Raw genomic sequence first — 25,000 nt, forward strand, 5'->3', positions numbered from 1 at the left:
TTGCGGCGGCATCCGCCGCGGATCGTTCGGATGCAACCCACCCTGCGGCGGCTGCCCACTCGGAGGCTGCGGCCCACGAGGATGCGACGGCCCCCCATGCTGAACGGGCGGCTGCCCACCAACCGGCGGCGGTCCCCCACGAACCCCCGGCACCGGCGGCTGCCCACCATGCAGCAACCACCGCGGATCCTGCGGAGCCGGCCCACCCTGTCGCGGCGGCCCCCCGACCTGCGGCGGCTGCCCGCCACTCTGCCCGGGCTGCCCACCCTGCGGCGGCTGCCCACCCTGACCATGCTGCACACCCTGACCAGTCGGCTGGCCGGCTGGCCCACCCTGCGGAAGCGGCTGCCCACCCTGTTGAGGCTGACCGACCGGCCGGCCGACCTGCCCACCTTGGGGAAGCGGTTGCCCACCGCGGGGTGGCTGACCCGGCTGCCCGGGGTGCGGTGGCTGTCCACCCTGTTGAAACGGCGGCCTCGTGTGGGGCGGCTGCCCGCCCGCCTGAACCGGTTGCCCAAGGTGCGGCGGCTGCCCACCCGGGTGAACGGGATGCCCAGCGTGCGGCACCTGCCCACCCTGAGGCGGCGGTCCGGTACGAGGTGGCTGCGCGCCCGGCAGACCCGGGTGCGGTGGCTGCGCGCCCGGCAGACCCGGGTGCGGTGGCTGCCCGCCCGGCAGACCCACGTGCGGCGGTTGTCCGCCCGGCTGAAGCGGCTGCCCACCGTGCGCCGACGGTCCGCCCGGCTGACCCGCGCGCGGCGGCTGCCCACCGTGCGGAAGCTGACCGCCCGGTTGCCCGGCGTGGGGCGGCCGACCAGGCCGTTGTCCACCCGGCGGCGGCCCACCCAACGGCGGCTGCCCACCCTGCATCATCCGGCGAGGGTCCGGCATCCGCGGCTGCTCACCGCCGCGCGAGGGCATCGGTGACTGGGGGCCCGGGCCTCCGCCGTTCGGCATGCCCGGCGGCGGGGGTGGCGTGAACCCACCCGGAGACTGCGGCGACCCACCGTTCTGAACCGGCGCCGGCCCGGCATCCGCCGCGAACGGCTGGTGCTGACCGCCCGTGAAACCCGCTGCTCCGACGTTGTCCTGCGGACGCCCGGCGCTCTGACGGCCGAGCTCCGGGCCCGATCCCGGCGGTGGCGCCATGCCGTAGCCGCCGCCCTGGCCCGTCGGCGGTGCTGCCGACTGGGGTTCCGCTCGGTGCGACTCGGGTTGGTGCGCGATCGGTTCGGCCGCCGGACGTTCCGCCTGCTGGGCACGAGGCTCGGCCGCGCTCTCGGCGCGTTGTTGCGGCTCAGGCTCCCGACGAGCGGCATCGGCCCGCGCTTCGGGTTCCGACGGCGCCTCCCGCCGCGACGACTCCTCGGCCGACCCCTGCTCCCGGGTCGGCTCGCTCCGCGTTTCAGGTGCAGACTCCTGCCGGCCCTGAGGTTCCTCGCCCCGCGACTGGGGTGCGGACTCGCCGCGCGATTCGGACGCCGATTCGCTCCGCGACTCAGGTGCCGACTCCCATCGGGCCTGGGGTTCCTCGCCCCGCGGCTCGGGTGCGGACTCACTCCGCGGCTCAGTTGCCGATTCGCTCCGCGTTTCAGGCGCCGACTCCCGCCGAGCCTCGGGCTGCTCGCCCCGCGGTTCGGGTGCAGACTCCTGCCGGCCCTGAGGTTCCTCGCCCCGCGACTGGGGTGCGGACTCGCCGCGCGATTCGGGCGCCGATTCGCTCCGCGACTCAGGCGCCGACTCCTGCCGAGTCTCGGGTTCCTCACCCGGCGACTGAGACTCCGCCTCCCGCCGCGACTCCGACGAACCAGAACCAGAAGCCCCATCCGAGCCACCACCCGAATCCGGCTCCGAACGCGGAATATTCGCCTCGTGAACCGAGTGCAGCTGCTCCTTCGCACCCCCAACGGCACCCCCGACCGCCCCGCTCGAAGCGCCCATCAGCAGCTGCTCCGGCGTCAACGACCCCAGGTCCCCGGTCACCGCCGCCTGTCCGACCGTCTGCGCGACCCCCTCGACCGCGCCCCGCGTCCCGGCCCGGAGAGCAGCGTCCGCGACCTGCCCGCCGGCGCTGTGCGACAGCCCCTCGGTCGCCCCGCGCCCGATCGATCCCGACGCCGCTCCCACGACGCCGCCGACCGCACCGGAGATCGCCGCGTCCGAGGTTTTCGACCAGTCCCAGCTCTTGCGGTCGCCCTTCGCCATCTGCAGGCCCTGGATGCCGGCATCCATCCCCAGGTTGATGGCCTCGTTCTTGAGGACCTCCATGCCGATCTTCTTGAGGCCCTGCTTGAGCAGCTTCTCCAGCAGCTCCTTCGCGAGCTGCTTGAACCCCTGCTGAGCCAGCTTCTCGAGCAGCTGCCGGAACAGCATCTGCACGGTCATCCGCGTCGCGATCTGGGCCGGCGCGATCCCCGCCGTCGAGCCGCCGAACGTGACCGCCGCCGCCGCGATCATCGCCGCGATCTGGGCGGCCAGGACGATCAGCGAGATGATGATCATGTACTTCGTGTACTCGACGTCCAATGCCGTCTGATCACACGAATCGCCCAGCGCCTTGGCCGCGTCGGCCAGCTGCTTGAAGTAGGCCTCGTCGCCCTCGACGAACTTCTTCCACTGCTCGGCGAACGCGTCCGCGCCGTCGCCGGTCCAGTTGTCGCGGACGCCGGACGCCGCCTGGTTGCCTGCTTCCGACGCCGGGCCGATCGCCGTCGACGCCGTGTGCCACGCGTCCCGCAGCGCGCGCAGCTTGGTCTCGTCGCCCTCGGGCCAGCTCTCCCCGACGACGATCGGCAGCAGCCACTTGACCGCGTCGGGCATCTCCATACCCACGCGTCATTGCCCCTTGCTCAGCTGGGACGTCACGTCTTCGTCGGCCCCCGAAAGGGCCTTCATCGACTTGGCGACGTTCTGCTGCATCCCCCGCAACCCCTGCACGAGGTTGGTGAACCCCTCGACGGCACCTTGCGCGCCGGGTACGTAGTCCTTCGCGAACTCCTTGCCGGAGTCGTCGTTCCCCCAGCACTCGCCCTGCGCGGCGAGCGCGCTCTGCAGTGCCTTGACGGCGTTGTCGAGCCCGTCCGCGGCCGTGACCAGGCCGGTCGACGCGCGCAGGACCGCGTCGGGTTCCGCGGTGAAGCCGGATCCCCCCTCCGGCATCAGTCGCCCCTCGTCATCCAGGACGACGGCGGCTCCTCGTCATCGTCCCGCGGCGGGCGGACGCGCTTGGGCGCGGGCTTGGGGGCCGGCATCGGCGGCGGCGGCGTCGGCTGGTCGTTGCGCAGGATGGACCCGCCGTCTTCGAACGACTCCGGTCGCGGCGCGGGCGCTTCTTGCTCGACGAAGTCGGGGATCCGCGGCACCAGCCCGGCCAGCGACGGCGCGCCCTCGACCAGGTCGGCGAGGTCGGGCAGTCCTTCGGTGATCGGCGCCATCAGGTCCGCGATCTTCTGCTTCACCTGCAGCGATCCTTGACGCACCAGCGTCTGGACGGTCGTGGCGAGCTGCGCGGGGGTCGTGCGCTCGAAGGTCGTCGGGGCGAATTCGAGCTTCGCGAGGCTGCCGCCGGCGTCGATCGTGGCGCGGACCAGCCCGTCGGGAGACGTCACCTGCGCGGTGGTCTCGGCCGCCGCGGCCTGGGCGTCGCGCAGTTGCGCCGTTTGCCGCTCAAAGTTCTCCAGGAGGGTGTCCATCTGGTCCTTCATCGCGGCATTGCGTGCTTCGAGCCGTGCACGGTCGTCGCCCGCGGTGGTCACAGGTGCCCCCGGTGTCCCTCGAACCTACTAATGACTTCTCGTCACCCTAATGCCAATGGAGCAGTCGTCGTGACCGGTTCGGGTCTTTGCGTCAGCGAATCGCACGACGCCGGGCCAGCGCGTACCCGGCGCCGCCGACGAGGTAGCAGGCCGTCGCGGCGAGGAGCAGGCCCGGCGCGCGGCCGTCGTCCGGCACCACCAGCGCGCCCAGCGAAACCGCGGCCACCTGCGTGATGTTGAAGAGCGTGTCGTACAGCGCGAACACCCGGCCGCGTGCTTCGTCGGCGACGTCGAGCTGGATCGACGAATCGACGCACAGCTTGAGCACCTGCCCCGCGCCGGTGATCACGAACGACGCCAGCAGCGCCAGCGGCAGCAGCATCGGCAGGCCCAGCGCGGACTGCGCGATCGCCGCCAGCAGCAGCGAGCCGAGCACCGCGCGCAGCCGGCCGACCTTGCGCAGGATGCGCGCGGTCAGCAGGCCGGCCAGCAGCAGGCCGGCGCCGGCGAGCGCGGCCATCTGCCCCAGCCCGGGCAGTCCGGCGCGGAAGATCCCGTGGTCGGTGAAGTAGTTGCGCATCAGCAGCACGGTGACCAGCAGCGACACCCCGAACGACGCCCGGTGCGCGAACAGCGCGATGAACCCGGCCGTGACGCTGGGGGCCCGCCAGGCGTGGCGGGCACCGTCCGCCAGCCCGCGCGCGACGGCCAGCACGGGGTTCGTCGGCTCGTCGACGACCGTCGGCCCGAGCACGCCCTTGGCGAACCCGCGCGCGATGAACGCCGAGACCAGCGTGCCGAGGACGGCGAACGCCGTGGTCTCGGCCGAGCCGAGGTCGTTGCTGCCGAAGAGCGCGCGCAGGCCGATCGCGCAGCCGCCGCCGATGACGGCGACCACCGAGCCGAGCGTCGTCGCGAACGCGTTCGCCGTCACCACGCTCTCCGCGCGCACGACGTGCGGCAGCGACGCCGATAGCCCGGAGCCGATGAAGCGGGAGATGCCTTCCGCGGCCAGTGCCAGCGAAAACAGGCCGAGCCCGCCGAACCCGAGTCCCACCGCCGCCGACGCGGCGATGATCGCCAGCCCGCGGAGGAGGTTCGCGAAGATGAGCACGCGACGGCGGTCCCACCGGTCCAGCAGCGCGCCCGCGAACGGCCCGACGACCGAGTACGGCAGCAGCAACGCGGCGAACCCGCCCGCGATGGCCAGCGGGTCGGCGGCACGTTCGGGGTTGAACAGGACGGCGCCCGCGAGCCCGGCGCGGAAGACGCCGTCACCCCAGCTCGCCGCGAAGCGGGTGAAGAGCAGACGCCGGAAGTCCGGGTCCTTCAACAGCTCCCGGGGGCCCTGTCGGCTGGTCTCGGCTCCGGTGCTGATCGTCACGGAGCCAGAGTAGTAGGTGGTCGACGCACTGAGGTCGCCTCTCGGCGGCTATGCGCAGTGTGGCTCCAGCCGGACGGTATTCCACAAAGGCGGTTCTTCAGTGAGCCCGGGGGACACGGAGTGCGCCGACCACTGTTTCAAACGAGGCTCGTGTGGCGATTGTTCCCGAGCCGAAGTAATTCGCCGGGCCAGAGGTGAGATCATGGGTCGCGTGCCAGCGGACGCCGAGGTTGAGCCGGGAACGCTCCTGGTCGCCGCCCCCACGATGGTCGACCCTAACTTCAAGCGGACCGTGGTGTTCGTCATCGATCATCGCGACGAAGGCACGCTCGGCGTGGTCCTGAACCGGCCGAGCGACGTCGCCGTGCACGACGTGCTGCCCAACTGGGGCGGGCACGTCGCCGAGCCGCAGGCGGTGTTCGTCGGGGGTCCGGTCGAGAAGAAGACTGCGTTGTGCTTGGCCGCGCTGCGCACCGGCGAGACGGCGGCGAGCGTGCCGGGCGTGATCGCGGTCCGCGGGCCGGTCGCGCTGGTCGACCTGGACACCGACCCCGAAGCGCTGGTGCCGAAGGTGCGCGGCGTGCGCGTCTTCGCCGGGTACGCGGGCTGGGACTCCGGTCAGCTGGCCGGGGAGATCGAGCGCGACGACTGGGTCATCGTGCCCGCGCTGCCGAGCGACATCCTGGCTTCGCCCAACGGCGACCTGTGGAGCCAGGTGCTGCGCCGCCAGGGCATCCCGCTCGCCCTGCTGGCCACCCACCCGGGCGACCTCCAGCGGAACTAGGCCTCTTCCTTCTTGAAGACCCCGCAGCCGCCGGCGCCGCACGCGCAGCCGCTGCAGCCGGCGGGCGCCGCCGGAGCCGGCGCGGGCACGGTCAGCGCGGCCCGGCTGCCGAGCACGCCACCGCCCATGACCAGCAGCAGCATGGCGAGCACGCCCGCGAGCGCGGCGGAGATCAGGCCGCCGGTCGTCGGCATGGCCAGCCCGGCCAGCCCGGCGAGCACGGAAATCGCGCCCCCGGCCATGGTCGGCAGGCCCGCGACGCGGTTGGCCAGCTTGAACGCCTCTTCGCTGCGCAACGCCGCCTGCGTGCGCACCCCGGTGCCGCCCTCGCGCGTCAAGCGCTCGCGGAACCCGAGGAACCCACCAAAACCGACGAGCAGACCCAGCACGACCGGAACCAGCGCGATAGCGAACACGGCTCAAGGATAAGCGTGACGTCCCGGCAACCTGCCGGATACCCTGATCGACTGTGCTACAGGCCATGTCACCGCGTGTACTGCCCACTGTGTTGGCCGTTGGTCTGATCGGGGGGATCCTCGCCGCGACGTCGGCGAGCGCCACCGAGAGTCACCAGCGGCCCGTCCGGCTGCTCGGCGAGCAGATCGTCCCGAACTCCCTGCCGTTCCAGGGCACGACGGTCGGCGGCCTCTCCAGCATCGACTACGACCCGCGGACCGGCGGCTACGCCCTGATCTGCGACGACCGGTCGGCGATCAACCCCGCCCGCTTCTACACGGCGACCTTCCCGGTGTCCGCGAACGGCGTCGGCCCGGTCACCTTCACCGGCACGAAGCCGCTCCTGCGCCCCGACGGCACGCCGTACCCGCCGCTCGCGCAGAACGACCCGTCGCTGCCGCAGAACGAGCAGACGATCGACCCCGAAGAGCTGCGCGTCGACCCGTGGACCGGCGACTACTACTGGTCGCAGGAGGGCGAGCGGACGGCGACGACGCGGATCGACCCGTCGATCCGCGAGGCGCGCCGCGACGGGAAATACGTCCGCGACCTGCCGATCCCCGCGAACGAGAAGATGGCGCCGACGGCGGGTCCGCGGCAGAACCTCGTGCTCGAAGGCATCACCTTCACCGGGTTCGGCTCGCTGCTGGCCAGCGAGGTCGAGGGCCCGCTCCTGCAGGACGGCCCGGAGGCGACGACGACCACCGGCGCGCTCTCGCGGATCACCCTCCAGTCGCGCTTCGGCCCGGTCCTGGCCCAGTACGCCTACCCGCAGGAGCCGCTCTTCGCCGCGCCGGTGCCGCCGACGGCGTTCGCCACCACCGGCGTCTCCTCGATGCTGGCCGTCGATCAGGCTGACTCGACGAAGTTCCTGATGATGGAGCGGTCGTTCAGCACCGGCGTCGGCAACAAGGTGCGCGTCTACGAGATCGACACGAAGGGCGCCACGAACGTCCTGGACGTGCCGTCCCTGGCCGACGCGAAGCACGTCAAGCCGGTCAAGAAGCGGTTCCTCTTCGACGCGGCCGACCTCGGCTTGTCCACTGTGGACAACCTGGAGGGCATGACCTGGGGCCCGAAGCTGCCGAACGGCGAGCGCAGCTTGATCATCGTCAGCGACAACAACTTCTCGGCGACCCAGGTCACCCAGTTCGTCGCACTGGCGGTCCCCTCCGAACGGCTTTGACCAGCAAGTTACGATGAACGTATGAACACGGCTCGGCTGCTCCTTAGCCTGCCGCGCTGACCGGGCCCGGCCCGGCCGGCGCGGCGACCCCTCATGCCCTGGTGGCTGAGGGGTCGAGTTGTTTCTGGAGTAGCTCCCACGGAGGAAGACGGCGATGACCGAGACAACAGGGACCGACGTCCCGGCGCACCGGTACACGGCCGCGCTGGCGGGTCAGATCGAGCAGCGCTGGCAGGACCACTGGGCCGACCAGGGCACCTTCCACGCGCCCAACCCCGTCGGGCCGCTCGCCGTCGAGGGGCAGCCGGTGCCCAGCGACAAGCTGTTCGTCCAGGACATGTTCCCGTACCCGTCGGGCTCCGGCCTGCACGTCGGGCACCCGCTGGGCTTCATCAGCACCGACGTCTTCGCCCGGTACCACCGGATGATCGGGCGCAACGTGCTGCACACGATGGGCTTCGACGCCTTCGGCCTGCCGGCCGAGCAGTACGCGGTCCAGACCGGGCAGCACCCGCGCAAGACCACCGAGGAGAACATCCGGACCTACCTGCGCCAGATCCGGCGCCTGGGCCTGGGCCACGACGAACGCCGTCGCATCTCCACGATCGACCCCGAGTACTACCGCTGGACGCAGTGGATCTTCCTGCGGATCTTCAACTCCTGGTACGACACCGAGGCCGGCAAGGCGCGGCCGATCGCCGAGCTGGAGGCCGCGTTCGCCGACGGCTCGCGCCCGGTGCCGGGGAACAAGGACTGGGCGTCGCTGAGCGGCCTGGAGCGCAAGAAGATCATCGACGACCACCGGCTGGTCTACATCTCCGAAGCGCCGGTCAACTGGTGCCCGGGCCTGGGCACGGTGCTGTCGAACGAAGAGGTCACCGCCGACGGCCGCAGCGAGCGCGGCAACTTCCCCGTTTTCCGCCGCAACCTGCGGCAGTGGATGATGCGGATCACCGCGTACGCCGACCGCCTGGTCGACGACCTGGATCTGCTGGACTGGCCGGAGAAGGTCAAGTCCATGCAGCGGAACTGGATCGGCCGCTCGCACGGCGCCCGCGTCACCTTCAAGGCGGGCGAAGACGCGATCGAGGTCTTCACGACCCGCCCGGACACGCTGTTCGGCGCCACTTACGTGGTGCTGGCGCCGGAACACCCGCTGGTCGACAAGCTGACCGCCGCCGAGTGGCCCGCGGACGTCGACGCGCGGTGGACCGGTGGCGCGGCGACGCCCGCCGACGCCATCAAGGAGTACCGCGTCGCGGCGTCGCGGAAGTCCGAGCTGGACCGGCAGGAGAACAAGGAGAAGACCGGCGTCTTCACCGGCGCGTACGCGACGAACCCGGTCAACGGCAAGCAGGTCCCGATCTTCGTCGCCGACTACGTGCTGATGGGCTACGGCACCGGCGCGATCATGGCCGTGCCCGGCCAGGACGTGCGCGACTGGGAGTTCGCCGAGAAGTTCGGGCTGGAGATCATCCGGACCGTGCAGCCGTCGGAGGGCTTCGACGGCAAGGCGTACACCGGCGACGGGCCGGCGATCAACTCGGGCTTCCTGGACGGCATGGACGTCGCCGAGGCCAAGAAGACGATCATCGAGAAGCTGGCCGAAGACGGCACCGGCGTCGGCACCGTGCAGTACAAGCTGCGCGACTGGCTGTTCTCGCGCCAGCGCTACTGGGGCGAGCCGTTCCCGGTGGTCTACGACGAGGACGGCGAAGTCCACGCCGTGCCGGAGTCGATGCTGCCGATCGAGCTGCCGGAGGTCGCCGACTACTCGCCGGTGACGTTCGACCCCGAGGACCGCGACTCCATGCCGTCGTCGCCGCTGGCGCGCGCGACCGACTGGGTCGAGGTCGAGCTGGACCTGGGCGACGGGCCGAAGAAGTACCGCCGCGACATCAACACGATGCCGAACTGGGCGGGTTCCTGCTGGTACCAGCTGCGCTACCTGGACCCGACGAACAGCGAGACGTTCTGCGCGCCGGAGAACGAGCAGTACTGGATGGGGCCGCGCCCCGGCGAGTACGGCGCGGACGACACCGGCGGCGTCGACCTGTACGTCGGCGGCGTCGAGCACGCGGTGCTGCACCTGCTGTACTCGCGGTTCTGGCACAAGGTGCTGTTCGACCTGGGCCACGTCACGTCCAAGGAGCCGTACCGGAAGCTGTTCAACCAGGGCTACATCGAGGCGTACGCGTACACGGACTCGCGCGGTGTCTACGTCCCGGCCGAGCAGGTCGAGGAGCGCGACGGGAAGTACTTCTTCAACGGCGAAGAGGTCACCCAGGAGTACGGCAAGATGGGCAAGAGCCTGAAGAACGTCGTGACGCCGGACGAGATGGCCGAGAACTACGGCGCCGACACGTTCCGGTTCTACGAGATGGCGATGGGCCCGCTGGCGATGTCGCGGCCGTGGGCGACGAAGGACGTCGTGGGCGCGCACCGGTTCCTGCAGCGGCTGTGGCGCCTGGTCGTCGACGAGACGACCGGCGAGCTGCGGGTGTCCACTGAGGACGCTTCGGAGGCGGACCGGAAGGTGCTGCACAAGACCATCGCGGGCGTCCGCGAGGACTACTCGGAGATGCGGTTCAACACGGCCGGCGCGAAGCTGATCGAGCTGAACAACCACGTCACCAAGGTGTACGGCGCGGCCGCGTCGACGCCGCGCGAGCTGGCCGAGCCGCTGGTGCTGATGCTGGCGCCGCTGGCCCCGCACCTGGCGGAGGAGCTGTGGCACCGGCTGGGTCACGCGGATTCGCTGGTGCAGGGCCCGTTCCCGGTGGTGGACGAGAAGTACCTGGTCGAGGACTCGGTCGAGTACCCGATCCAGGTCAACGGCAAGGTCCGCTCGCGGGTCACGGTGCCGGCGTCCGCGACTTCGGACGAGGTCCAGGCGGCGGCGCTGGCGGATGAGAAGGTGTCGTCGATGGTCGGCGACGGCTCGCCCCGCAAGGTGATCGTGGTGCCGGGACGGCTGGTCAACATCGTCCTGTAGCGCCCCGTCGGAAAGCCGCCAGTACTCGGGGGTCATCCCCGATTTGATTGAGCAGTCAACGAAAACTGTTCGATCGAAGGAGAACTGGGGATGACGCTCGACGGCAAGGTGGCGCTGGTGACGGGCGGCAGCCGTGGCATCGGCGCGGCCACGGCACTGCGGCTCGCCGAGGATGGCGCCGACGTCGCGCTGACGTACGTGAACAACGCCGCGCGGGCGGCCGAGGTGGTCGACGAGATCAAGGCCCTCGGCCGCCGCGCGCTGGCGATCCAGGCGGACGCGGCCGACGCGGCCACGGCGTCGGCCACCGTTTCGGCTGTCGTGGCGGAGTTCAGCCGGCTCGACGTGCTGGTGAACAACGCGGGCGTCGGCTTCGTCGGCGCGTTCGCCGAGACCGCGCTGGACGACGTCGACCGCGTGCTCGCGGTGAACGTCCGCGGCGTGTTCGCGGTGACCCAGGCCGCCACCGGCGTCCTGAGCGACGGCGGCCGCGTGATCACGATCGGCAGCTGCGTCACCGACCGCGTGCCCGGCCCGGGCATGGCGCTGTACGCGACCAGCAAGGCGGCGATGGTCGGCCTGACCAAGGCACTGGCGCGGGAGCTGGGCCCGCGCGGCATCACGGTCAACCTGGTCCACCCGGGCCCGACGGACACGGACATGAACCCGGCCGACGGCCCGTACGCGGCCGACCAGCGCGCGCTGACGGCGTTCGACCGCTACGGCAAGCCGTCCGAGGTGGCCGCGGCGGTCGCGTACCTGGCCTCACCCGGCGCCGAGTACGTGACGGCGGCGGTGCTGCCGGTGGACGGCGGCCACGCGGCTTAGCCGGAGTAGAGCCCGATCTCGCGGGCGAGGTCGATGAGCATGGCCTCGAACAGGACGTCCGGTTTGGACATCGGGATCGGGTAGTTGCCGAAGACCTCGAGCGTGACGTGCCCGTAGAGCCGGGCCCAGAACTGGATCATCAGGTACGTCACGCCGAGGTCGATCTTCTCCACCGGCACGTGCCGATCGGACTCGGCGAGCACGGTGACCAGCGATTCCTGGAACGTCTTCAGGTCGTCCCGCAGCTCGTCGGGCACCCCGCTGGCCGACGGGAGAACGATGTCGTGCCGCGCGAGCACCCGCCCCGCGGCGGCGAGGAAGATCCGCCCGAACGGCTCGTCGACCCGGCTGAGCGCGGAGCCCGCGGTCGACCCCACCCCGCCCGTCGGCGAGGCGAAGACGAGGGTGAATTCCTTCGTGTGGGTGAGCGCCCACCGCCGGAACCCCTTGCAGATGGCGAACAGCTGCAGCATCCCGTCGTCCGGCAACTCGGCGATCTCCTCGGCGAGGTCGTCCGCCAGATCGGCGCAGACGTCCAGCCGCAGGTTCTCGACGAGGTCATCCCGCGACTCGTAGTACCGGTAGAGCGCGGGCGCGGTGATCCCCAGCTCCCGCGCGATGGCGCGCAGGGTGACCGCCTCCGGCCCCTGCTCGACGAGCAGCTTCCGGGCGGTCCGCCGGATGTCCTGTTCGGTAGCCGCACGCGCGCGACCCCTCCGAGTGGGGTGGCTCATCCGAACAGTCTAGGTGCTTACTACGACAAGTCTTGCATTAACGCGATCTGCGCCGTAACGAAAAGGTGCAGCTCAGGCCCGCGCCTTGAGGTTGGTGAGCACGGTGTCGGCGACACCGCGCCCGAGCTGGCAGGCGTCCTTGCCGGCCTGCACCGCCGAGTCGCCGATGCTCAGCGAGACGGAGTACGCGAGGTCATCCGCGATGCCGACGACGATCACGCAGGTCCGGTTGTCGGTCGTCCCGACGGCGACGTAACCCACGGTCGGGTAGCCCTGAACGGGATCCAGGTCGTCCACCCACCGCTTTGCCTTCGGCTTCACGTTCTTGTAGGTGAGGCTGAGTCCCTGGCCGGTCTTCGTCTCATAACCGACCAGGATGCCGGCCGAGCTTCCCGAGGTGCTGCCCCAGTCGCATGAAGGACCCAGCTCCGTGTCCTTCGGATCGGCTGCATCCGTCTCTCCGAGATAACCCTTCACCTGGTCTGCGGTCAGTGCGGAATCGCACGGGCTACCGTCCAGCACCTTGGCCGGCAATGGGCTGTCGACCTTCGGAGCCCCGCTGTTCGGCAGTTCCGGCGTGCTTGCCGACGCGGGTGCCGGCTTGCCGGACGCACCCTCGTTGCCGGTGCAAGAGGTCAGTAGCGCCGCTCCGGCGGCGACCACCGCCGCGGTCGCGAGAATCCGATACCTCATTCGAGCGACCCCTTGATCGTCTTGGTCGAATCCGCTGCTTGCTGATCCGCGGCTTCCGTGATGCCGAGTGCTTGTCGCAACCGGCGGATCAGTTCGGTGTAGTAGCCGAATTGGTACTGCAAGTGTCCGTGGTAGTACGCGCCGGTCTCATTCACCCCGTTCGGCCCATTCACGGCTGCCTGGCTGACCGGTTCTTCGGCTGGGGGCACCGCTTTGAACGTGAATTCGGCGGCCCGCATCTGCTCACCGAGGGCCTTGCGCTGGTCCTCGGCCTTCTTGAGCATCGCCCGCATCTCGGCCGAGCTCATGGCGAACCCCTGCCCACCGGCAGGCGGCGGCCCCGCATTGGGCATGTCGGTCGCCCAGAAGTCGATCCCGCTGAAGATCGAGCCCGTCATCGTCCTCCCCCTAACCCGTTCAGGGTCGCGTACAGGACATCGGTCAGCGCACCCCGGGTCCCCGGCAGGAAGGTGACCATCGGCTCGCGCCCCGGACGCACGTACGTCAGCACCCGCCCGGCCCCAGCCACGTCGACGGCGGTGATCGGCGCGCTCCGAGAACCCCGATTGACGGCGTAGCACTGGTGCAGGCCGGTGCGTCGGGTCGCCATCAACCGTCGAGCCCACGGCAGCGGGTCCCGCCCCCGATCGAGGGTCGGGTCCTCGAGGTCGTACGACTCCTCCACCGCCCGGCCCGAAAACCGCGCTTCCGGGATCGCCACCGCACCGATGCGGGCGGGCGGGACCGGCGGCAGGACGTCCACCAGTGACTCCGCGAGCCGCGAACGCTCCACGACGTCGATCCGGACCGTGTCGTCCTTGCGGATCAGGCGGAGCGCGTCCGGGCCGTTGGCGGAGACGAGCACCGCGCCCGACTCGTCCGCCTCGATGTCGCCCAGCCACGCCGTGAACTGGTGGGCGCCGTTCGCCAGGACGCGCAGGACGTCGCGGAATTCTCGCGTCAACGTGCCGCCCGCCGCGAGCCGCAGCGATGTCAGGACGTCGAGGACCTTCTCGTCGAGCCGCTTGCGTGTCTCGTCACCGAGCCAGAGGTTGTCGGCGCCGAGGACCGCGGGCGGTGGGCCGTGCCGTTCCCACTCCCACGCGGTGAGCAGGGCGGCCTTGGGCAGGAAGATCACAGCCCGATCACCGGGGGCACCGTCCGCTCGTCCGAGCCACCGAAGATGCTCTCCGGATCCGCCTCCACCAGGTAGGACGCGCGTTGGTGCTCCGCGTCCTCCTCGCCCTTGCCACCTTTGGCGCCGTGGCCCATGCCGCCCATGCCCGGCGAGCCCGGCTTACCCGCGGCGCCGCCGCGAACCCCGCCGGAACGCGCTTCGCCCGGCATGCCGGCCCCGCTGGCCGCACCCGGACCACGCGCACCCGAGCCTGGGCTTGATCCGCTGCCTCCGCTCGTGCCCGACGACGAACCCGGCCCGAACCCGCCGCCACCAGGTCCGAAGCCCGGTCCGAACCCGCCCGGGGAACCCGAGCCGGGGCCGAACCCGCCCGGTCCCGTCGCCGGCGGCTGGTAGCCCGGCGGGAACTGCGTCGACGGCGGCACGTAGCTCTGCGCGCGAACGCTGTCGTCGACACCCGGTGGGTGCCATCCCGGCGGGGTGACCTGCCCGGGAGGCGCCACTTGCCCCGGTGGCGGCACGACCGGCGGGTGGACCGCCGGCGGCTGGACCTGCGCCCCGATCGGCCGCTTGTCGTCACCCCCACCAGGCGTCCGCTTCTTCGGCGGCGGCTCGACGGGCTTCTTCGGATCCCGCACCGTGAATTCGCCACCGGTGTACTCGCGGAGCTGGCCGTAGTCGATCGTCCGGGCCGCGGTGTTCGTGCTGGACTGCCGCGAGTACGCGTTGTACCGCTCGACGTTCTCCTGGGCCTTCCGGTTGTACTGGTTGATCTTGTCTTCGGTGTCGGTATTCCACGGCGTTGCGACGTCCCACGCGCTGCGCGTCGGCGGCTGGTCGGTGACGTCCGGGTGCAGCGAGTTCTTCATCTGGTGGAACTGGTCGATCTGCGTCTGGGCCAGCGTCGAGTTGCGGTCCAGGGTCGCGGACGCCGAGGTCGCCGACGCCGTCAACGGCTGGAGCCGCTCGCGCGCGGCGTCCGACGCGCCGCCGGTCCAGGCCGATTCGAGCCCCGAAGTCAGCTCGCGCGTGCCCTGCTCGAGCCGGCGCTGGTACTCCGACTGGTCGACGCCCGCCTGGTGCACCTTCTGCAGCGACTCGGTGCCGGGACCGTTCATCACGGCTTTCACCAGCTGCGCGGGCGACAGGCCGGCAGCCTGCGGGTCAGCGGCCCCGGTACCGGTCTGCGAGCCGACGTAAGCACCCGCGACCGCCCCCGGAATCCCACCCGCGAGCAGGCCGACACCAGCGCCGGTCAAGACGTTGCCGAGCCGCTCACCACCCGACTGGACGGCGTGCGCGATCTCCGACCCGACGTGCTGGGCAGCGTCGAGCATGTCGCCGAACAACCCCACCGAACCGCGCTCCCCTCGCGTTCGATCTCCCCCTTGCGTAACGGACAATACCCCACCGGTTACCGGCCGTGTGAATAACAGCCCAGGTCAGGCGACCGCACGGGCGGCCCCGCCCGGAAGAGTGGGGAAAACCGCAACTCGCCCGGAACTGTCGGGCCGATGTGCCACACTCGGTCGCCGTACGGCTACTGACGTGAACGGGGGAGGTTCGCGTGTCGAACCCTGAGCAGCTGATCGCGGACTTCGAATCCCGGATGGCGGAGTCCCAGCGGAAGGCTGATCTGATGGTCAGCGAGATCGAAGCGGTCTCGGTTTCCGAGCGCAGCAAAGACGGCCAGATCGGCGTGAAGGTCGACCACGCCGGCAACCTCGTCGGCCTGGAGATCGGCCTGAGCGTGCGGGACAAACCGGACCTCGCCGAGGAGATCCTCCGCACCGTCAAGTCCGCCCAGAGCAGGCTCGCCGGGGCGATGCGGGCCGGAGTCACCGACCCGGTCGGCCCCGAAGTGATGAACCAGCTGGTCAGCCGCCTGGAACAGACGTTCCCGGCACCCGAGCCGGAAGGCTTCCCGCCGCCGGCTTCGCCGCGCAGCGACGGTGACCGGTTCGTTCCGGAGGAAGAGCGGCAGCGGCCCGCGGCGCCGAAGCCGCCGGAGCCGCCGCGCGCGCCGCGCCCGTCGTCCGACGACGGCCATGACGACGACTACTTCAGCGAAGGCGACTACCTGCGCTGAGGCGCAGGCGAGGAGGGGAACTATGGCCGGACCAGGCGGCCCGGGCTTCGCGGTCGACCCGCAGGAGCTGCAGAAACACCGCGAGAACATCGAGGCGATCACCGACCGGATCGACAGGTGCAAGGAAGCGGCCCGCGCGACCGAGCACCCCGAAGCGTTCGGCCTGCTCGGCATCCCGCTCGCGGCGATCTGCGCGATCGCGCAGCAGGTGGCGGAGATCGCGATCGAATCCGCGTCGACGTCGTCGTACGACCATTCGACCCGCATCCAGCTCTGGCAGCAGATGAAGGAAGCCGACGAGGCGGAGTTCAAGGACCTGTTCAAGGTGGAGGACTGAGCCGTGGCCGACAACCCGTTGATCAAGACGGACGCGGCGGATGACCGCAAGGTCTGGGAAGGCGCCGGTATCGTCCAGGACTTCTTGGACGCGGGCGACGCCGTCGCCGATGGCAACTGGACCGAGGGCCTGGTGAACGCCGCGTTCGGCGCCGGCGGCATCGCGGAACTCGTCGCCGACCCGATCGGAACGCTCGCCTCGGCCGCCGTCGGCTGGGCGATGGAGTTCTTCCCGTGGCTGCGGGAACCGCTCGACTGGCTGACCGGTGACCAGGTCGCCCTGGAGAACATGGTCGGGACCTGGGAGAACGTCGGGAAGGAACTGGAGAAGATCAGCGCCGACCTCCAGGACACCGTCAAGAAGGACAGTGCGGCTTGGGAAGGCGCTTCAGCGGACGCGTATCGCGCCTTCGCCGAAGACCGCGCGGCGACGTACGCGGGCGTCGCGACCGGGGCGAACGCGATCTCGAAACTGGTCGACATCTGCAAGACGATCTTGAGCGTCGTGCGCTCGATCGTGCGTGACCTGATTTCCGACTGCGTCGGCAAGCTGATCAGCATTGCCTGCCGCTACCCCGGCCCGGCCCTGCCGGCGGGCATGGCCACCGAAGGCACCGCGGAAGCCGTCAAGACCGGCAGCAAGTGCATGGAGTGGATCAAGAAGCTGCTGAAGGCCTTCAAGAAGGCGCAGGAGCTGTTCCACCGGATCAGCGACATCTTCCGGCGGGTCAAGGGCGCGCTGAAGCGCGGCGCGGAAAACCTGCCGGGCCCGCTGAAGAAGGTCGGCGGCCTGATCAAGAACGAACCACGCGACACCAGGACGTTCCTCGAGAAGGTCCGCGACGAACGTCCTGTTCGGAAGAAACTGAGGGACACCGTCTCGTCGGACAAGTCACTCGGCGAGAACCTCAGGGACGTCGGCACCGAAATTCGGAACGACGCCCGGAAGGAGTTCGGCGAGAAGTTCGGGGAAGACTTCGGCAAGGACCTGTGGGACGACGCCAAGAAGGAGTGGCGCAAGGAGTCCCGGAAGAAGAAAGCCGAGGGGGTCGACGACTGGGTGAGCGGGGACGACGACGAACCGACGGACAAGCAGACGACCGTTCAGCAGCCAGTGTTCGAACAGCCGGGCTCGCAGCGGATTTCGGGTTCGATCGAGTGACCGCGCCGGACAGCGACCGTCTTGTCGTGTCGCGGACGGATGGACCGCACTGGATCCAAGCAGGGTTCCTGCTCGCGGTCGGCGCCGGGATCGTCTGGCTGGGCTTGTCGTCGGCCCAGCAGGGCCCACGGATCATGGGCTGCATTGTCGGCGGCGGTTTCGGGCTGCTCGGCCTGAACCTCGTCTGGCGGTCGGTGCGCAAGCCGGTCCGGAACGAGCTGATCATCGACCAGATCGGCATCTCGCGGGTGATCGGCGGTGTCGCGTGGGCTGTGCGGTGGGACGAGCTCGCGGCCGCGTCGGTGGTCGAGAGCGGGCAGAAGCACGACTCCTATCAGGTCGTGCTCAGCCCGGCTCGGGAGGATTTCGAAAGCCACAGCCGGAGCCTGGTCCGCATCGGCGGGGGTGACTTCGTGGTGGCCGGGCTCGGACTGTACGAACGAGAACTCCCGCGAGTGCGCGAGGCGCTGGCGAAGCACGTCGGCACCCGGATCGAGCGCGTCGCGGGCGGGCACGTTCCCGCACCACCGCCTGTCGAGGCAGTCGCGGCAGCGGTGCCCGAGTGGATGCCGCCGCCATTGCGGCCGTCCGCGTCCGTGGAAATCCACGTGAACGGCTGGAACCGGGTACGGCACCGCTGGCTCCGGTTCGTCGCCATCGCCATCGAGCTGGGACTCGGCGGCGTGATCGAGTTCGGGCCGCACAACGGCTTCCGCACTGCGTGCCAGGTCGTATTCGTCGCGGTCTTCGTCGGTGCGTCCTGGCGGGAGATCTTCGAGCAGCAAAGCCGTTCCCGGAAGACCCGCATCACGCTGGAGCTGTCGGCGATCGGCCTCCGCTGGGTTTCGTACTACCGGCGGATCGTGGTCACCTGGCCGGAGATCGCCGAGTTGCGGACGCCGTCCCGGCTCGTCGAATTCCGCCCGGCGAGCGAGGACTTCCCACTCCAGCGCCCGGAACTGGACGAGCTGCGCCAGCCTGACGGCTGGTACCGGCTGCCGACCCCGCTGAGCTCGACTGCGTCGAAACGGTTCGATGCGCACATCCGCGAGGTGTTGCCGGGCGGCGTGGCTTGGAAGGGCTGAGTTGACCCCCGGCAGTCCGGCGACGGCCGGCTTCGAGTCGGTTCCGCATGTCCGGCGCCCGAGCTCGAGGAAGATCGCAACGCAGGCGCCGGCCGTCCTGGTGGCGGTCCTCGCGCTGTGGAGCATCACAGCTCGGGGCATGCTCCAGCGCGGCCCGGATCGACCCGGCGACGCGATTGCGCGGGTCACGTCCTGCGACCGCGTCGGTCCGGTCAGCCGCGGCGGGATCGGCTTCTACTGGTTCTGCACCGCGGACGTGACGACCGAAGAGCGTGCGGTCCGGTCGGTGCGGTTCGGCTTGAACGAGCTGACACCGGACGACATCGGCAAGCAGGTGCCGGTCGAGGGGACGCGGGAGTTCCGGCGAGCCGCCGACAAGCTGGTGGTGTGGTGGGCGATCGCGCCCGGGATCGTTTTCGTCGTCGGCATCGCCGCGTGGTCAGTGCTGCACCGGCGCAGGCGGTTGCGTCATCGCGTCTCGCCGTGGCAGCCGACGACGAGGCTGGTGGCGCCGACCTGCACGCTGACCGCCGGAACTGGAACCGGAACCGGAGCTGGTGGTGGGCATAGCCGCCGGAAGATCGCGCCGGGCGAGTGGTCGGCTCAGCGGTACTGGCGGCTCGCCGGTTCGATCATGGTGGCCGGCGCGGTGTGCGCCGTCGCCGGTTCGCTCGCGGGCTCGGCCGACGCGCGGGAAATCCTCGTCACGCTCGGGGCGATGGGGCTCACAGCGCCGATCTGGCTCTACTTCTTCACCCCGCGTGCCTACCGCGCGAACGTGAACGCCACAGCCGTGACCATTTCGGCCACCGGCATCGGCTGGCACCGCCGCGACGAAACGACGTTCGACCTCGGCTGGGACGAGGTCGCCGAGGTCCGGCTGACGACGATCGACCACGACGGCCTCGTGCTCAGGGTGGTCGATCTGTTTCTCGTCAACGGACGGCGAGGCGATCTGCGGGGCTTGTGGCAGCTCGGTGCCCAACTGGGGGAACACCGCTTGCCTGGCGAGAAGGGGGCGTACCGCTTGCCGGAGGCGTTGAGCGACGCAGCCGCCCGCCAGGTCCGGGAGGCGATGCTCGGTCACCGGCCGGACCGGTACCGCGAGTTCGCGGCGGACCTCGAAGGGGCGCCGCCGACGCCGATCACTCGGGGGGCTACGTGATCGGCGCCGGCGACCCGATGCCCTGCCCGGCTCGCGCCGGTTGGGGCAACGTCACCACCACGTCGAGCGTGATGACGCACCAGGAGAGCGGGACCGGTCCGCGTAGTGACGGCCGGGGGACGGACATCCCCCGATCGAGTGACGGGCATCCGCTGCTCGCATGATTGTCGCACTCAGCCCCGGATAAGTTACAAAAACCTTCACTTTCCCCTTCCTCGCCGGTGCTGACCTGGACCGGACCGGTTTCGTGGCAGAGTGCGGAGATGAACTCCGACGTGCTCGTTGTGGGATCCGCCAACGCGGACCTCGTCGTCGCGGTGGATCGGCGGCCGGGTGGTGGGGAGACCGTGCTGGGCGGCGACACCGTGCTCTCGCCGGGTGGCAAGGGCGCCAACACCGCGGTCGCGGCCGGGCGGCTCGGCGCGGACGTCGCGCTGCTCGGCGCCGTCGGCGACGACCCCTACGGCCGGCTGCTGCTCGACTCCCTCCGCGCCGCCGGCGTCGACACCGGGCTCGTGCGCACCAGCGAGCGGCCGACCGGGATCGCCTACATCACCGTCACCCCGGACGGCGAAAACTCGATCCTCGTCTCCCCCGGCGCCAACTCGAGCCTGGAGCCCGGTGACGTCGACGCCGTCTTCGACGGGGTGGAGGTCGTGGTCCTCTCGCTCGAGGTGCCGTTGCCGACCGTCGAGCACGCCGTCGCGCGGGCCGCCGAACAGGGCGTCAAGGTGCTGTTGAACCTGTCGCCCGCGGCGAAGCTTTCGCCGTCGACGCTGGCCAAGCTCGACGTCCTGCTGGTCAACGAGCACGAAGCCGCGTGGCTGACCGGGCCCGGCGCCGACTTCGGCAAGCTGCTCGACCTCGGGCCGCGGGCCGCCGTCGTCACGCTCGGCGCGGCCGGCGCGGTCGTCGTCGAAGCCGGTGGACTGACCAAGGTCGCGTCGCCGCGGGTCGAGGCCGTCGACACCACCGGCGCCGGGGACGCCTTCGCGGGTGCGCTCGCCGCGTCTCTCGCCGACGGCGAAAGCCTGGTCACGGCGGCCGAGCGCGCGGTGCGGGTCGCCGCGTTCAGCGTGACGCGGCCCGGGGCGCAGCCGTCCTACCCGACCGCCGCCGATCTGGCGGAATGAGCGCGCCGCCGCGCGTGTTGCCCGTCACATGGGCGATTCGTTCGGTTCGGCCTGGTGGCGCGGCTACGCCGCTCAGCTGAGGGCGATCGCCGAGGCCAGACGGCCCGATCACCTCGCGATCATGCCGCTCGGCGAAACCCTCGACGCGCTCGGCAAGCAGACCGAGCTCGACGAAGGCGTCTACGACGTGCCGCTGGAGGGCATCGTCGGCACGGTCGCGCGCGCCGGGGACTTCGACCGCGAGTTCCGGCCGCGCAACCGCGCGCTGCGCGATCGCTGGGAGCACCTGACCCGGACGTCGGCGGACCTGCCGCCGGTGCGGCTCGTCCGGCTGTCCGAGATGTTCTTCGTCGAGGACGGCCACCACCGCGTCGCCATCGCGCGCGCCCGCGGCGCCCGGGTCATCCGCGCGCGGGTCCGCTGGATCAGCACGGTCGCCTGCGCGCTGCGCTGCCTGACGCTCGCCGACCTGCCGTCGAAGACCGCCGAGCGGATGTTCCTGGAGCGCGTGCCGCTGCCGGACGACGTCCGCCTCGGGCTGTGGCTCGACGACCCCGCCGACTGGTTCCGGCTCGCCGACTCGGCCGAGGCCTGGGGATTCCGCCGTATGCTGGCCGGACGGCCGGTCCACAGCCGCGACGAGCTGGCCGAAGCCTGGTGGCGCGAGGAGGTCGGGCCGGTGCTCGAACAGGTCAAGCAACGCGGTTTGTGCCTGCCACCACGAGATATCCAGACGTATCTGAGCTATGGTCTAGACCATGTCTGACTCTCTGTCCGGGGTCGCCGTCAGCCCCGGCCGTGCCAGTGGTCCCGTCGTCCGCGTCGCGGAGCCGCTCGGCGAGCCCGCCGCCACCCCGGCCCCGGCCGATCCGGCCGCCGAGGCCGCCCGGATCGGTCCCGCGGCCGCGATCGTCGCCGGCCGCCTGGAGAAACAGGCCGAGACCGCCACCGGGGAAGCGGCGACGATCCTGATCACGACCGCCGCGATGGCCGCCGACCCGGCGCTCGCCGCGCAGGCGGAACAGCTGGTCAAGACGCAGGGCCTGCCCGCCGCACGCGCCGTCTACCAGTCCGCCGAGGGCTTCGCCGAAGCGCTGGCCGCGGCCGGCGGGTACATGGCTGAGCGCGTCCGCGACGTCCGTGACGTGCGCGACCGCTTGATCGCCGAGCTGCTCGGCATCGCACCCCCGGGCGTGCCCGAGCTGACGTCGCCGGCCGTGCTCGTCGCCCGCGACCTCGCCCCGGCCGACACCGCGGGCCTCGACCCGGCGAAGGTCCTCGCCCTGGTCACCGAAGAGGGCGGCCCGACCAGCCACACCGCGATCCTGGCCCGCGCGCTCGGCATCCCCGCCGTCGTCGCGGTGCGCGGGCTGCTGGCGTTGGACGCGCAAGCGCTTGCGGTCGACGGCGACACCGGCGTGGTCGAGGTCGCCGACCCGTCGGCGCCGGTCGTCACGGCCACGGTCGCCCAGCTCGCCGAGTGGAACGGCACCGGTGCGACGGCCGACGGCCACCGCGTGAAGGTCTACGGCAACGTCGGCTCCCCGGCCGACGCACAGGCCGCGGCGGACGCGGGCGCCGAGGGTGTCGGCCTGTTCCGCACCGAGTTCTGCTACCTCGACGCCTCGGACGAGCCGTCGGTCGCCGACCAGCGCGCCGCGTACACCGCGGTGCTCGCGCCGTTCCGCGGCAAGCCGGTCATCGTCCGCACGCTCGACGCGGGCGCCGACAAGCCGCTGGCCTTCCTTTCGCCGGAAGCCGAGCCCAACCCGGCGCTCGGCGTCCGCGGGCTGCGCGTGGCGTTCGACCGCCCCGAGGTGCTCGACCGCCAGCTCGAAGCGATCGCGGGCGCGGCCGAGGATTCGGGCGCCGAGGTCTCGGTGATGGCCCCGATGGTCGCGACGGTCGAGGAAGCGGCCTGGTTCGCCGACCGCGTCCGCGCGGCGGGCATCCCCAGGGCCGGCGTGATGATCGAGATCCCAGCGGCCGCGCTGAGCGCCCGCGAGATCCTCGAGGCGGTCGACTTCGTCTCGGTCGGCACGAACGACCTGGCCCAGTACACGTTCGCGGCGGACCGCCAGCTCGGCGCGGTCGCGAAGCTCAACGACCCCTGGCAGCCGGCCCTCCTGCGCCTGCTGAAGCTGATCGGCGACGCGGCCAAGGCCACCGGCAAACCCGCCGGCGTCTGCGGCGAAGCGGCGGCCGACCCGCGGCTGGCCCTGGTGCTGGCCGGGCTGGGCCTGACGAGCCTGTCGATGAACGCCCCGGCGGTCCGCACGGTGGGTGCGAGCCTGGCCGCCACGACGGTGGCCGAGTGCGAAGCCCTGGCCGAAGCGGCCCTGGCGACCTCGGACCCGACGGCAGCCCGCGCGGCGGCTCGCCCCTGACGGGCGGGGGCGTCCAGGCGGAGTCAGCCGAAATCGGCCCGGCCCGCTGGGGCGCCCCCCCACTTTCAGTCTATCGGTCATCACCGACCGTGCCGGTTTGTGCGAACCTGGGGGCACGGGGTTGTCCACATTGTTCGAGGGGTGTGGACAACCCCGACCTTCCGAAAAACAATCCCCCGCGGTTGTCGATCCCAGCTCCTCCCGCTCGACGAACAGGTGAAAACCCAGTCGAGCCGAGAGGACCTTCCATGACCACCGCCACCATCTCCGCACCGGTTGCCGGGCCCAGGGCCGGGCGGCGGGAGTGGGTCGGGCTGGCCGTGCTGGCGCTGCCGGCTCTGCTCGTCTCGCTCGACGTCTTCGTGCTCGTGCTCGCGCTGCCGAAGCTTGCCGTCAGCCTGCACGCCGATGGGACCGAACAGCTCTGGATCATGGACACCTACGGCTTCATGGTCGCCGGGTTCATGGTCACCATGGGGACGCTCGGGGACCGGATCGGGCGGCGGAAGCTCCTGCTGATCGGGGCCGCCGCCTTCGGGATCGCCTCCGTCGTCGCCGCCTTCTCCACCAGTGCCGGCATGCTCATCGCCGCGCGGGGCGCGCTCGGGATTGCCGGGGCGACGCTTGCCCCCTCGACGCTGTCGCTGATCGGGGCCATGTTCGAGAACCCGCGGCAGCGGGCCGAAGCGATCGGGATCTGGGCCGGCTGCTTCACCGTCGGGGCGATCATCGGGCCGATCGTCGGGGGCTTCATGCTCGAGCACTTCTGGTGGGGCTCGGTCTTCCTGCTCGGCGTCCCCGCCATGGTCCTGTTGCTGGTCATCGGCCCGAAGCTGCTGCCCGAGTACCGCGACGAAACCGCCGGACGGCTCGATCTGCCGAGTGTCGGCCTATCACTGGCCGCCATCCTGCCCGCCGTCTACGGCGTCAAGGAGCTCGCTCGCGACGGTGTCCACGCCGGGCCGGTCGTGGCGCTCGGGCTGGGCCTGGTCATCGGGTACGTCTTCGTGAAGCGGCAGCGGACGCTCGAAGAGCCGCTGATCGACTTCAGCCTCTTCGCCGCGAAGGCGTTCCGGACGGCGCTCGGCGGGATGCTGCTGTTCAGCATGCTCGGCGGGACCACGATGCTGTTCGTCGCGCAGTTCTTCCAGGTCGCGCAGCAGCTCTCGCCGGTCGGGGCCGCGCTCGGGCTGCTGCCGGGGATGGCCGCCTCGACCGTCAGCTTCCTCGCCGCTCCCGTGCTCGTTCGCCGCGTCGAGCCGCGGGTGCTGATCGCCGGTGGGGTCGCGCTGGCCGCGGCCGGGATGGCCGTTCTCGCGTTCGTCGAGCCCGCCGGTGGGCCGGTGTGGCCCGCGCTGGGGTTCGCCGTGACGTCGCTGGGGGTCGGGCCGATGGTCGCGCTGGGCACCGACCTCGTCGTCGGCTCGGTCCCGGTGCGCAAGGCCGGTGCCGCTTCCGCGCTCGCGCAGACCGTCAACGAGTTCGGTTACTCGCTCGGCCTCGCGACCGTCGGCACGCTGGGCAGCGCCGTCGTGCGGGCGCACGGGTTCGCCAGCGGGCTGCACGTCGTCGCCGGGCTCGCCGCCGTCGCGTTCGCCGTGCTCGTCCGGTTCGTCGCCAAGAACCTGCGGACCGCCTAAAACAAATACGGAGGCCTCCCCGCCCGATGCCTGGGCGGGGAGGCCTCCTT

General features: G+C 71.0%; 23 protein-coding genes and 1 pseudogene. 14 read left to right on the forward strand and 10 right to left on the reverse strand.

Annotated features, from left to right (window positions below; translation table 11 throughout):
• Positions 1-96 precede the first annotated feature (96 nt).
• A complete protein-coding gene (locus SD460_RS06205; protein ID WP_290060249.1) occupies positions 97-927 on the forward strand; it encodes a hypothetical protein in 831 nt (276 codons plus the stop codon).
• A gap of 1,515 nt (positions 928-2,442) precedes the next feature.
• On the opposite strand, the pseudogene SD460_RS47075 reads toward SD460_RS06205, so the two are convergent.
• From SD460_RS47075 to SD460_RS06220, 4 genes and pseudogenes are all read right to left on the reverse strand, one after another.
• Positions 2,443-2,826 (reverse strand): annotated as a pseudogene (locus SD460_RS47075) (WXG100 family type VII secretion target); the annotation flags it as partial.
• Positions 2,827-2,835: 9 nt separating this feature from the next.
• Complete coding sequence (locus tag SD460_RS06210) at positions 2,836-3,159, reverse strand: WXG100 family type VII secretion target (RefSeq protein WP_290060250.1); 324 nt, start codon at positions 3,157-3,159, stop codon at positions 2,836-2,838.
• Positions 3,159-3,704 carry a YbaB/EbfC family nucleoid-associated protein gene (locus SD460_RS06215; protein ID WP_318305981.1) on the reverse strand — a complete coding sequence of 182 codons (546 nt, stop codon included), beginning with the start codon at positions 3,702-3,704 and terminating at the stop codon, positions 3,159-3,161. The genes SD460_RS06210 and SD460_RS06215 overlap by 1 nt, the downstream gene beginning before the upstream one ends.
• Positions 3,705-3,846: 142 nt before the next feature.
• Entirely contained in the window at positions 3,847-5,133 is a 1,287-nt protein-coding gene (locus SD460_RS06220) for an MFS transporter (protein ID WP_438860680.1), read from the reverse strand.
• Positions 5,134-5,341: 208 nt separating this feature from the next.
• On the opposite strand from SD460_RS06220, the gene SD460_RS06225 reads away from it, so the two are divergent.
• Entirely contained in the window at positions 5,342-5,923 is a 582-nt protein-coding gene (locus SD460_RS06225) for a YqgE/AlgH family protein (RefSeq protein ID WP_169734908.1), read from the forward strand.
• On the opposite strand, the gene SD460_RS06230 is transcribed toward SD460_RS06225, so the two are convergent.
• Complete coding sequence (locus SD460_RS06230; protein ID WP_318305982.1) at positions 5,920-6,339, reverse strand: SdpI family protein; 420 nt, start codon at positions 6,337-6,339, stop codon at positions 5,920-5,922. The two genes, SD460_RS06225 and SD460_RS06230, sit on opposite strands and share 4 nt — an antisense overlap.
• Positions 6,340-6,404: 65 nt before the next feature.
• On the opposite strand from SD460_RS06230, the gene SD460_RS06235 reads away from it, so the two are divergent.
• The 3 genes from SD460_RS06235 to SD460_RS06245 all read left to right on the forward strand — a co-directional run bounded on the left by SD460_RS06235 (position 6,405) and on the right by SD460_RS06245 (position 11,388).
• The gene (locus tag SD460_RS06235) at positions 6,405-7,565 is read left to right on the forward strand and encodes an esterase-like activity of phytase family protein (RefSeq protein ID WP_290063180.1); all 1,161 of its coding nucleotides are present in this window, start codon (positions 6,405-6,407) and stop codon (positions 7,563-7,565) included.
• A 154-nt stretch (positions 7,566-7,719) separates the two neighbouring features.
• On the forward strand, positions 7,720-10,560 hold the full coding sequence (gene leuS, locus SD460_RS06240) for a leucine--tRNA ligase (RefSeq protein ID WP_290057201.1): 2,841 nt from the start codon (positions 7,720-7,722) through the stop codon (positions 10,558-10,560).
• A 90-nt stretch (positions 10,561-10,650) separates the two neighbouring features.
• Positions 10,651-11,388, forward strand: coding sequence for an SDR family oxidoreductase (locus SD460_RS06245; protein ID WP_290057203.1), 738 nt, complete (start codon positions 10,651-10,653; stop codon positions 11,386-11,388).
• Here the strand turns inward: SD460_RS06245 and SD460_RS06250 are convergent.
• The 5 genes from SD460_RS06250 to SD460_RS06270 all read right to left on the reverse strand — a co-directional run bounded on the left by SD460_RS06250 (position 11,385) and on the right by SD460_RS06270 (position 15,308).
• A complete protein-coding gene (locus SD460_RS06250; protein WP_290057205.1) occupies positions 11,385-12,122 on the reverse strand; it encodes a TetR/AcrR family transcriptional regulator in 738 nt (245 codons plus the stop codon). The genes SD460_RS06245 and SD460_RS06250 overlap by 4 nt on opposite strands.
• 72 nt (positions 12,123-12,194) lie before the next feature.
• Positions 12,195-12,815: a DUF3558 domain-containing protein gene (locus SD460_RS06255; protein WP_290057207.1), complete on the reverse strand. Its 621-nt coding sequence runs from the start codon at positions 12,813-12,815 to the stop codon at positions 12,195-12,197.
• Positions 12,812-13,213, reverse strand: a complete 402-nt coding sequence (locus tag SD460_RS06260) for a hypothetical protein (RefSeq protein ID WP_290057209.1) — start codon at positions 13,211-13,213, stop codon at positions 12,812-12,814. Before SD460_RS06260 ends, SD460_RS06255 begins: the two co-directional genes overlap by 4 nt.
• Complete coding sequence (locus SD460_RS06265) at positions 13,210-13,953, reverse strand: ESX secretion-associated protein EspG (RefSeq protein WP_290057211.1); 744 nt, start codon at positions 13,951-13,953, stop codon at positions 13,210-13,212. The genes SD460_RS06260 and SD460_RS06265 overlap by 4 nt, the downstream gene beginning before the upstream one ends.
• On the reverse strand, positions 13,950-15,308 hold the full coding sequence (locus tag SD460_RS06270; RefSeq protein ID WP_290057213.1) for a hypothetical protein: 1,359 nt from the start codon (positions 15,306-15,308) through the stop codon (positions 13,950-13,952). Before SD460_RS06270 ends, SD460_RS06265 begins: the two co-directional genes overlap by 4 nt.
• Positions 15,309-15,520: 212 nt before the next feature.
• On the opposite strand from SD460_RS06270, the gene SD460_RS06275 reads away from it, so the two are divergent.
• From SD460_RS06275 to SD460_RS06315, 9 genes are all read left to right on the forward strand, one after another.
• A complete protein-coding gene (locus tag SD460_RS06275) occupies positions 15,521-16,042 on the forward strand; it encodes a YbaB/EbfC family nucleoid-associated protein (RefSeq protein WP_290057215.1) in 522 nt (173 codons plus the stop codon).
• Between the two features lie 22 nt (positions 16,043-16,064).
• Positions 16,065-16,379 (forward strand): hypothetical protein, encoded by a 315-nt coding sequence (locus tag SD460_RS06280; protein ID WP_290057217.1) that lies wholly within the window; start codon positions 16,065-16,067, stop codon positions 16,377-16,379.
• A gap of 3 nt (positions 16,380-16,382) precedes the next feature.
• Complete coding sequence (locus SD460_RS06285; protein ID WP_290057219.1) at positions 16,383-17,540, forward strand: WXG100 family type VII secretion target; 1,158 nt, start codon at positions 16,383-16,385, stop codon at positions 17,538-17,540.
• Between the two features lie 26 nt (positions 17,541-17,566).
• Positions 17,567-18,625 (forward strand): hypothetical protein, encoded by a 1,059-nt coding sequence (locus SD460_RS06290; protein ID WP_290057221.1) that lies wholly within the window; start codon positions 17,567-17,569, stop codon positions 18,623-18,625.
• Positions 18,576-19,790, forward strand: a complete 1,215-nt coding sequence (locus tag SD460_RS06295) for a DUF6346 domain-containing protein (protein ID WP_318305983.1) — start codon at positions 18,576-18,578, stop codon at positions 19,788-19,790. Before SD460_RS06290 ends, SD460_RS06295 begins: the two co-directional genes overlap by 50 nt.
• A gap of 263 nt (positions 19,791-20,053) precedes the next feature.
• The gene (locus SD460_RS06300; RefSeq protein ID WP_290057227.1) at positions 20,054-20,923 is read left to right on the forward strand and encodes a ribokinase; all 870 of its coding nucleotides are present in this window, start codon (positions 20,054-20,056) and stop codon (positions 20,921-20,923) included.
• Positions 20,924-20,951: 28 nt separating this feature from the next.
• The gene (locus tag SD460_RS06305) at positions 20,952-21,689 is read left to right on the forward strand and encodes a hypothetical protein (RefSeq protein ID WP_290057228.1); all 738 of its coding nucleotides are present in this window, start codon (positions 20,952-20,954) and stop codon (positions 21,687-21,689) included.
• Entirely contained in the window at positions 21,682-23,310 is a 1,629-nt protein-coding gene (ptsP, locus tag SD460_RS06310; protein WP_290057230.1) for a phosphoenolpyruvate--protein phosphotransferase, read from the forward strand. The genes SD460_RS06305 and ptsP overlap by 8 nt, the downstream gene beginning before the upstream one ends.
• Positions 23,311-23,558: 248 nt before the next feature.
• Positions 23,559-24,950: an MFS transporter gene (locus SD460_RS06315; RefSeq protein ID WP_290057232.1), complete on the forward strand. Its 1,392-nt coding sequence runs from the start codon at positions 23,559-23,561 to the stop codon at positions 24,948-24,950.
• Positions 24,951-25,000 lie beyond the last annotated feature (50 nt).

The organism is Amycolatopsis solani, from assembly GCF_033441515.1.
GTDB classification, from domain to species: Bacteria; Actinomycetota; Actinomycetes; order Mycobacteriales; family Pseudonocardiaceae; genus Amycolatopsis; species Amycolatopsis solani.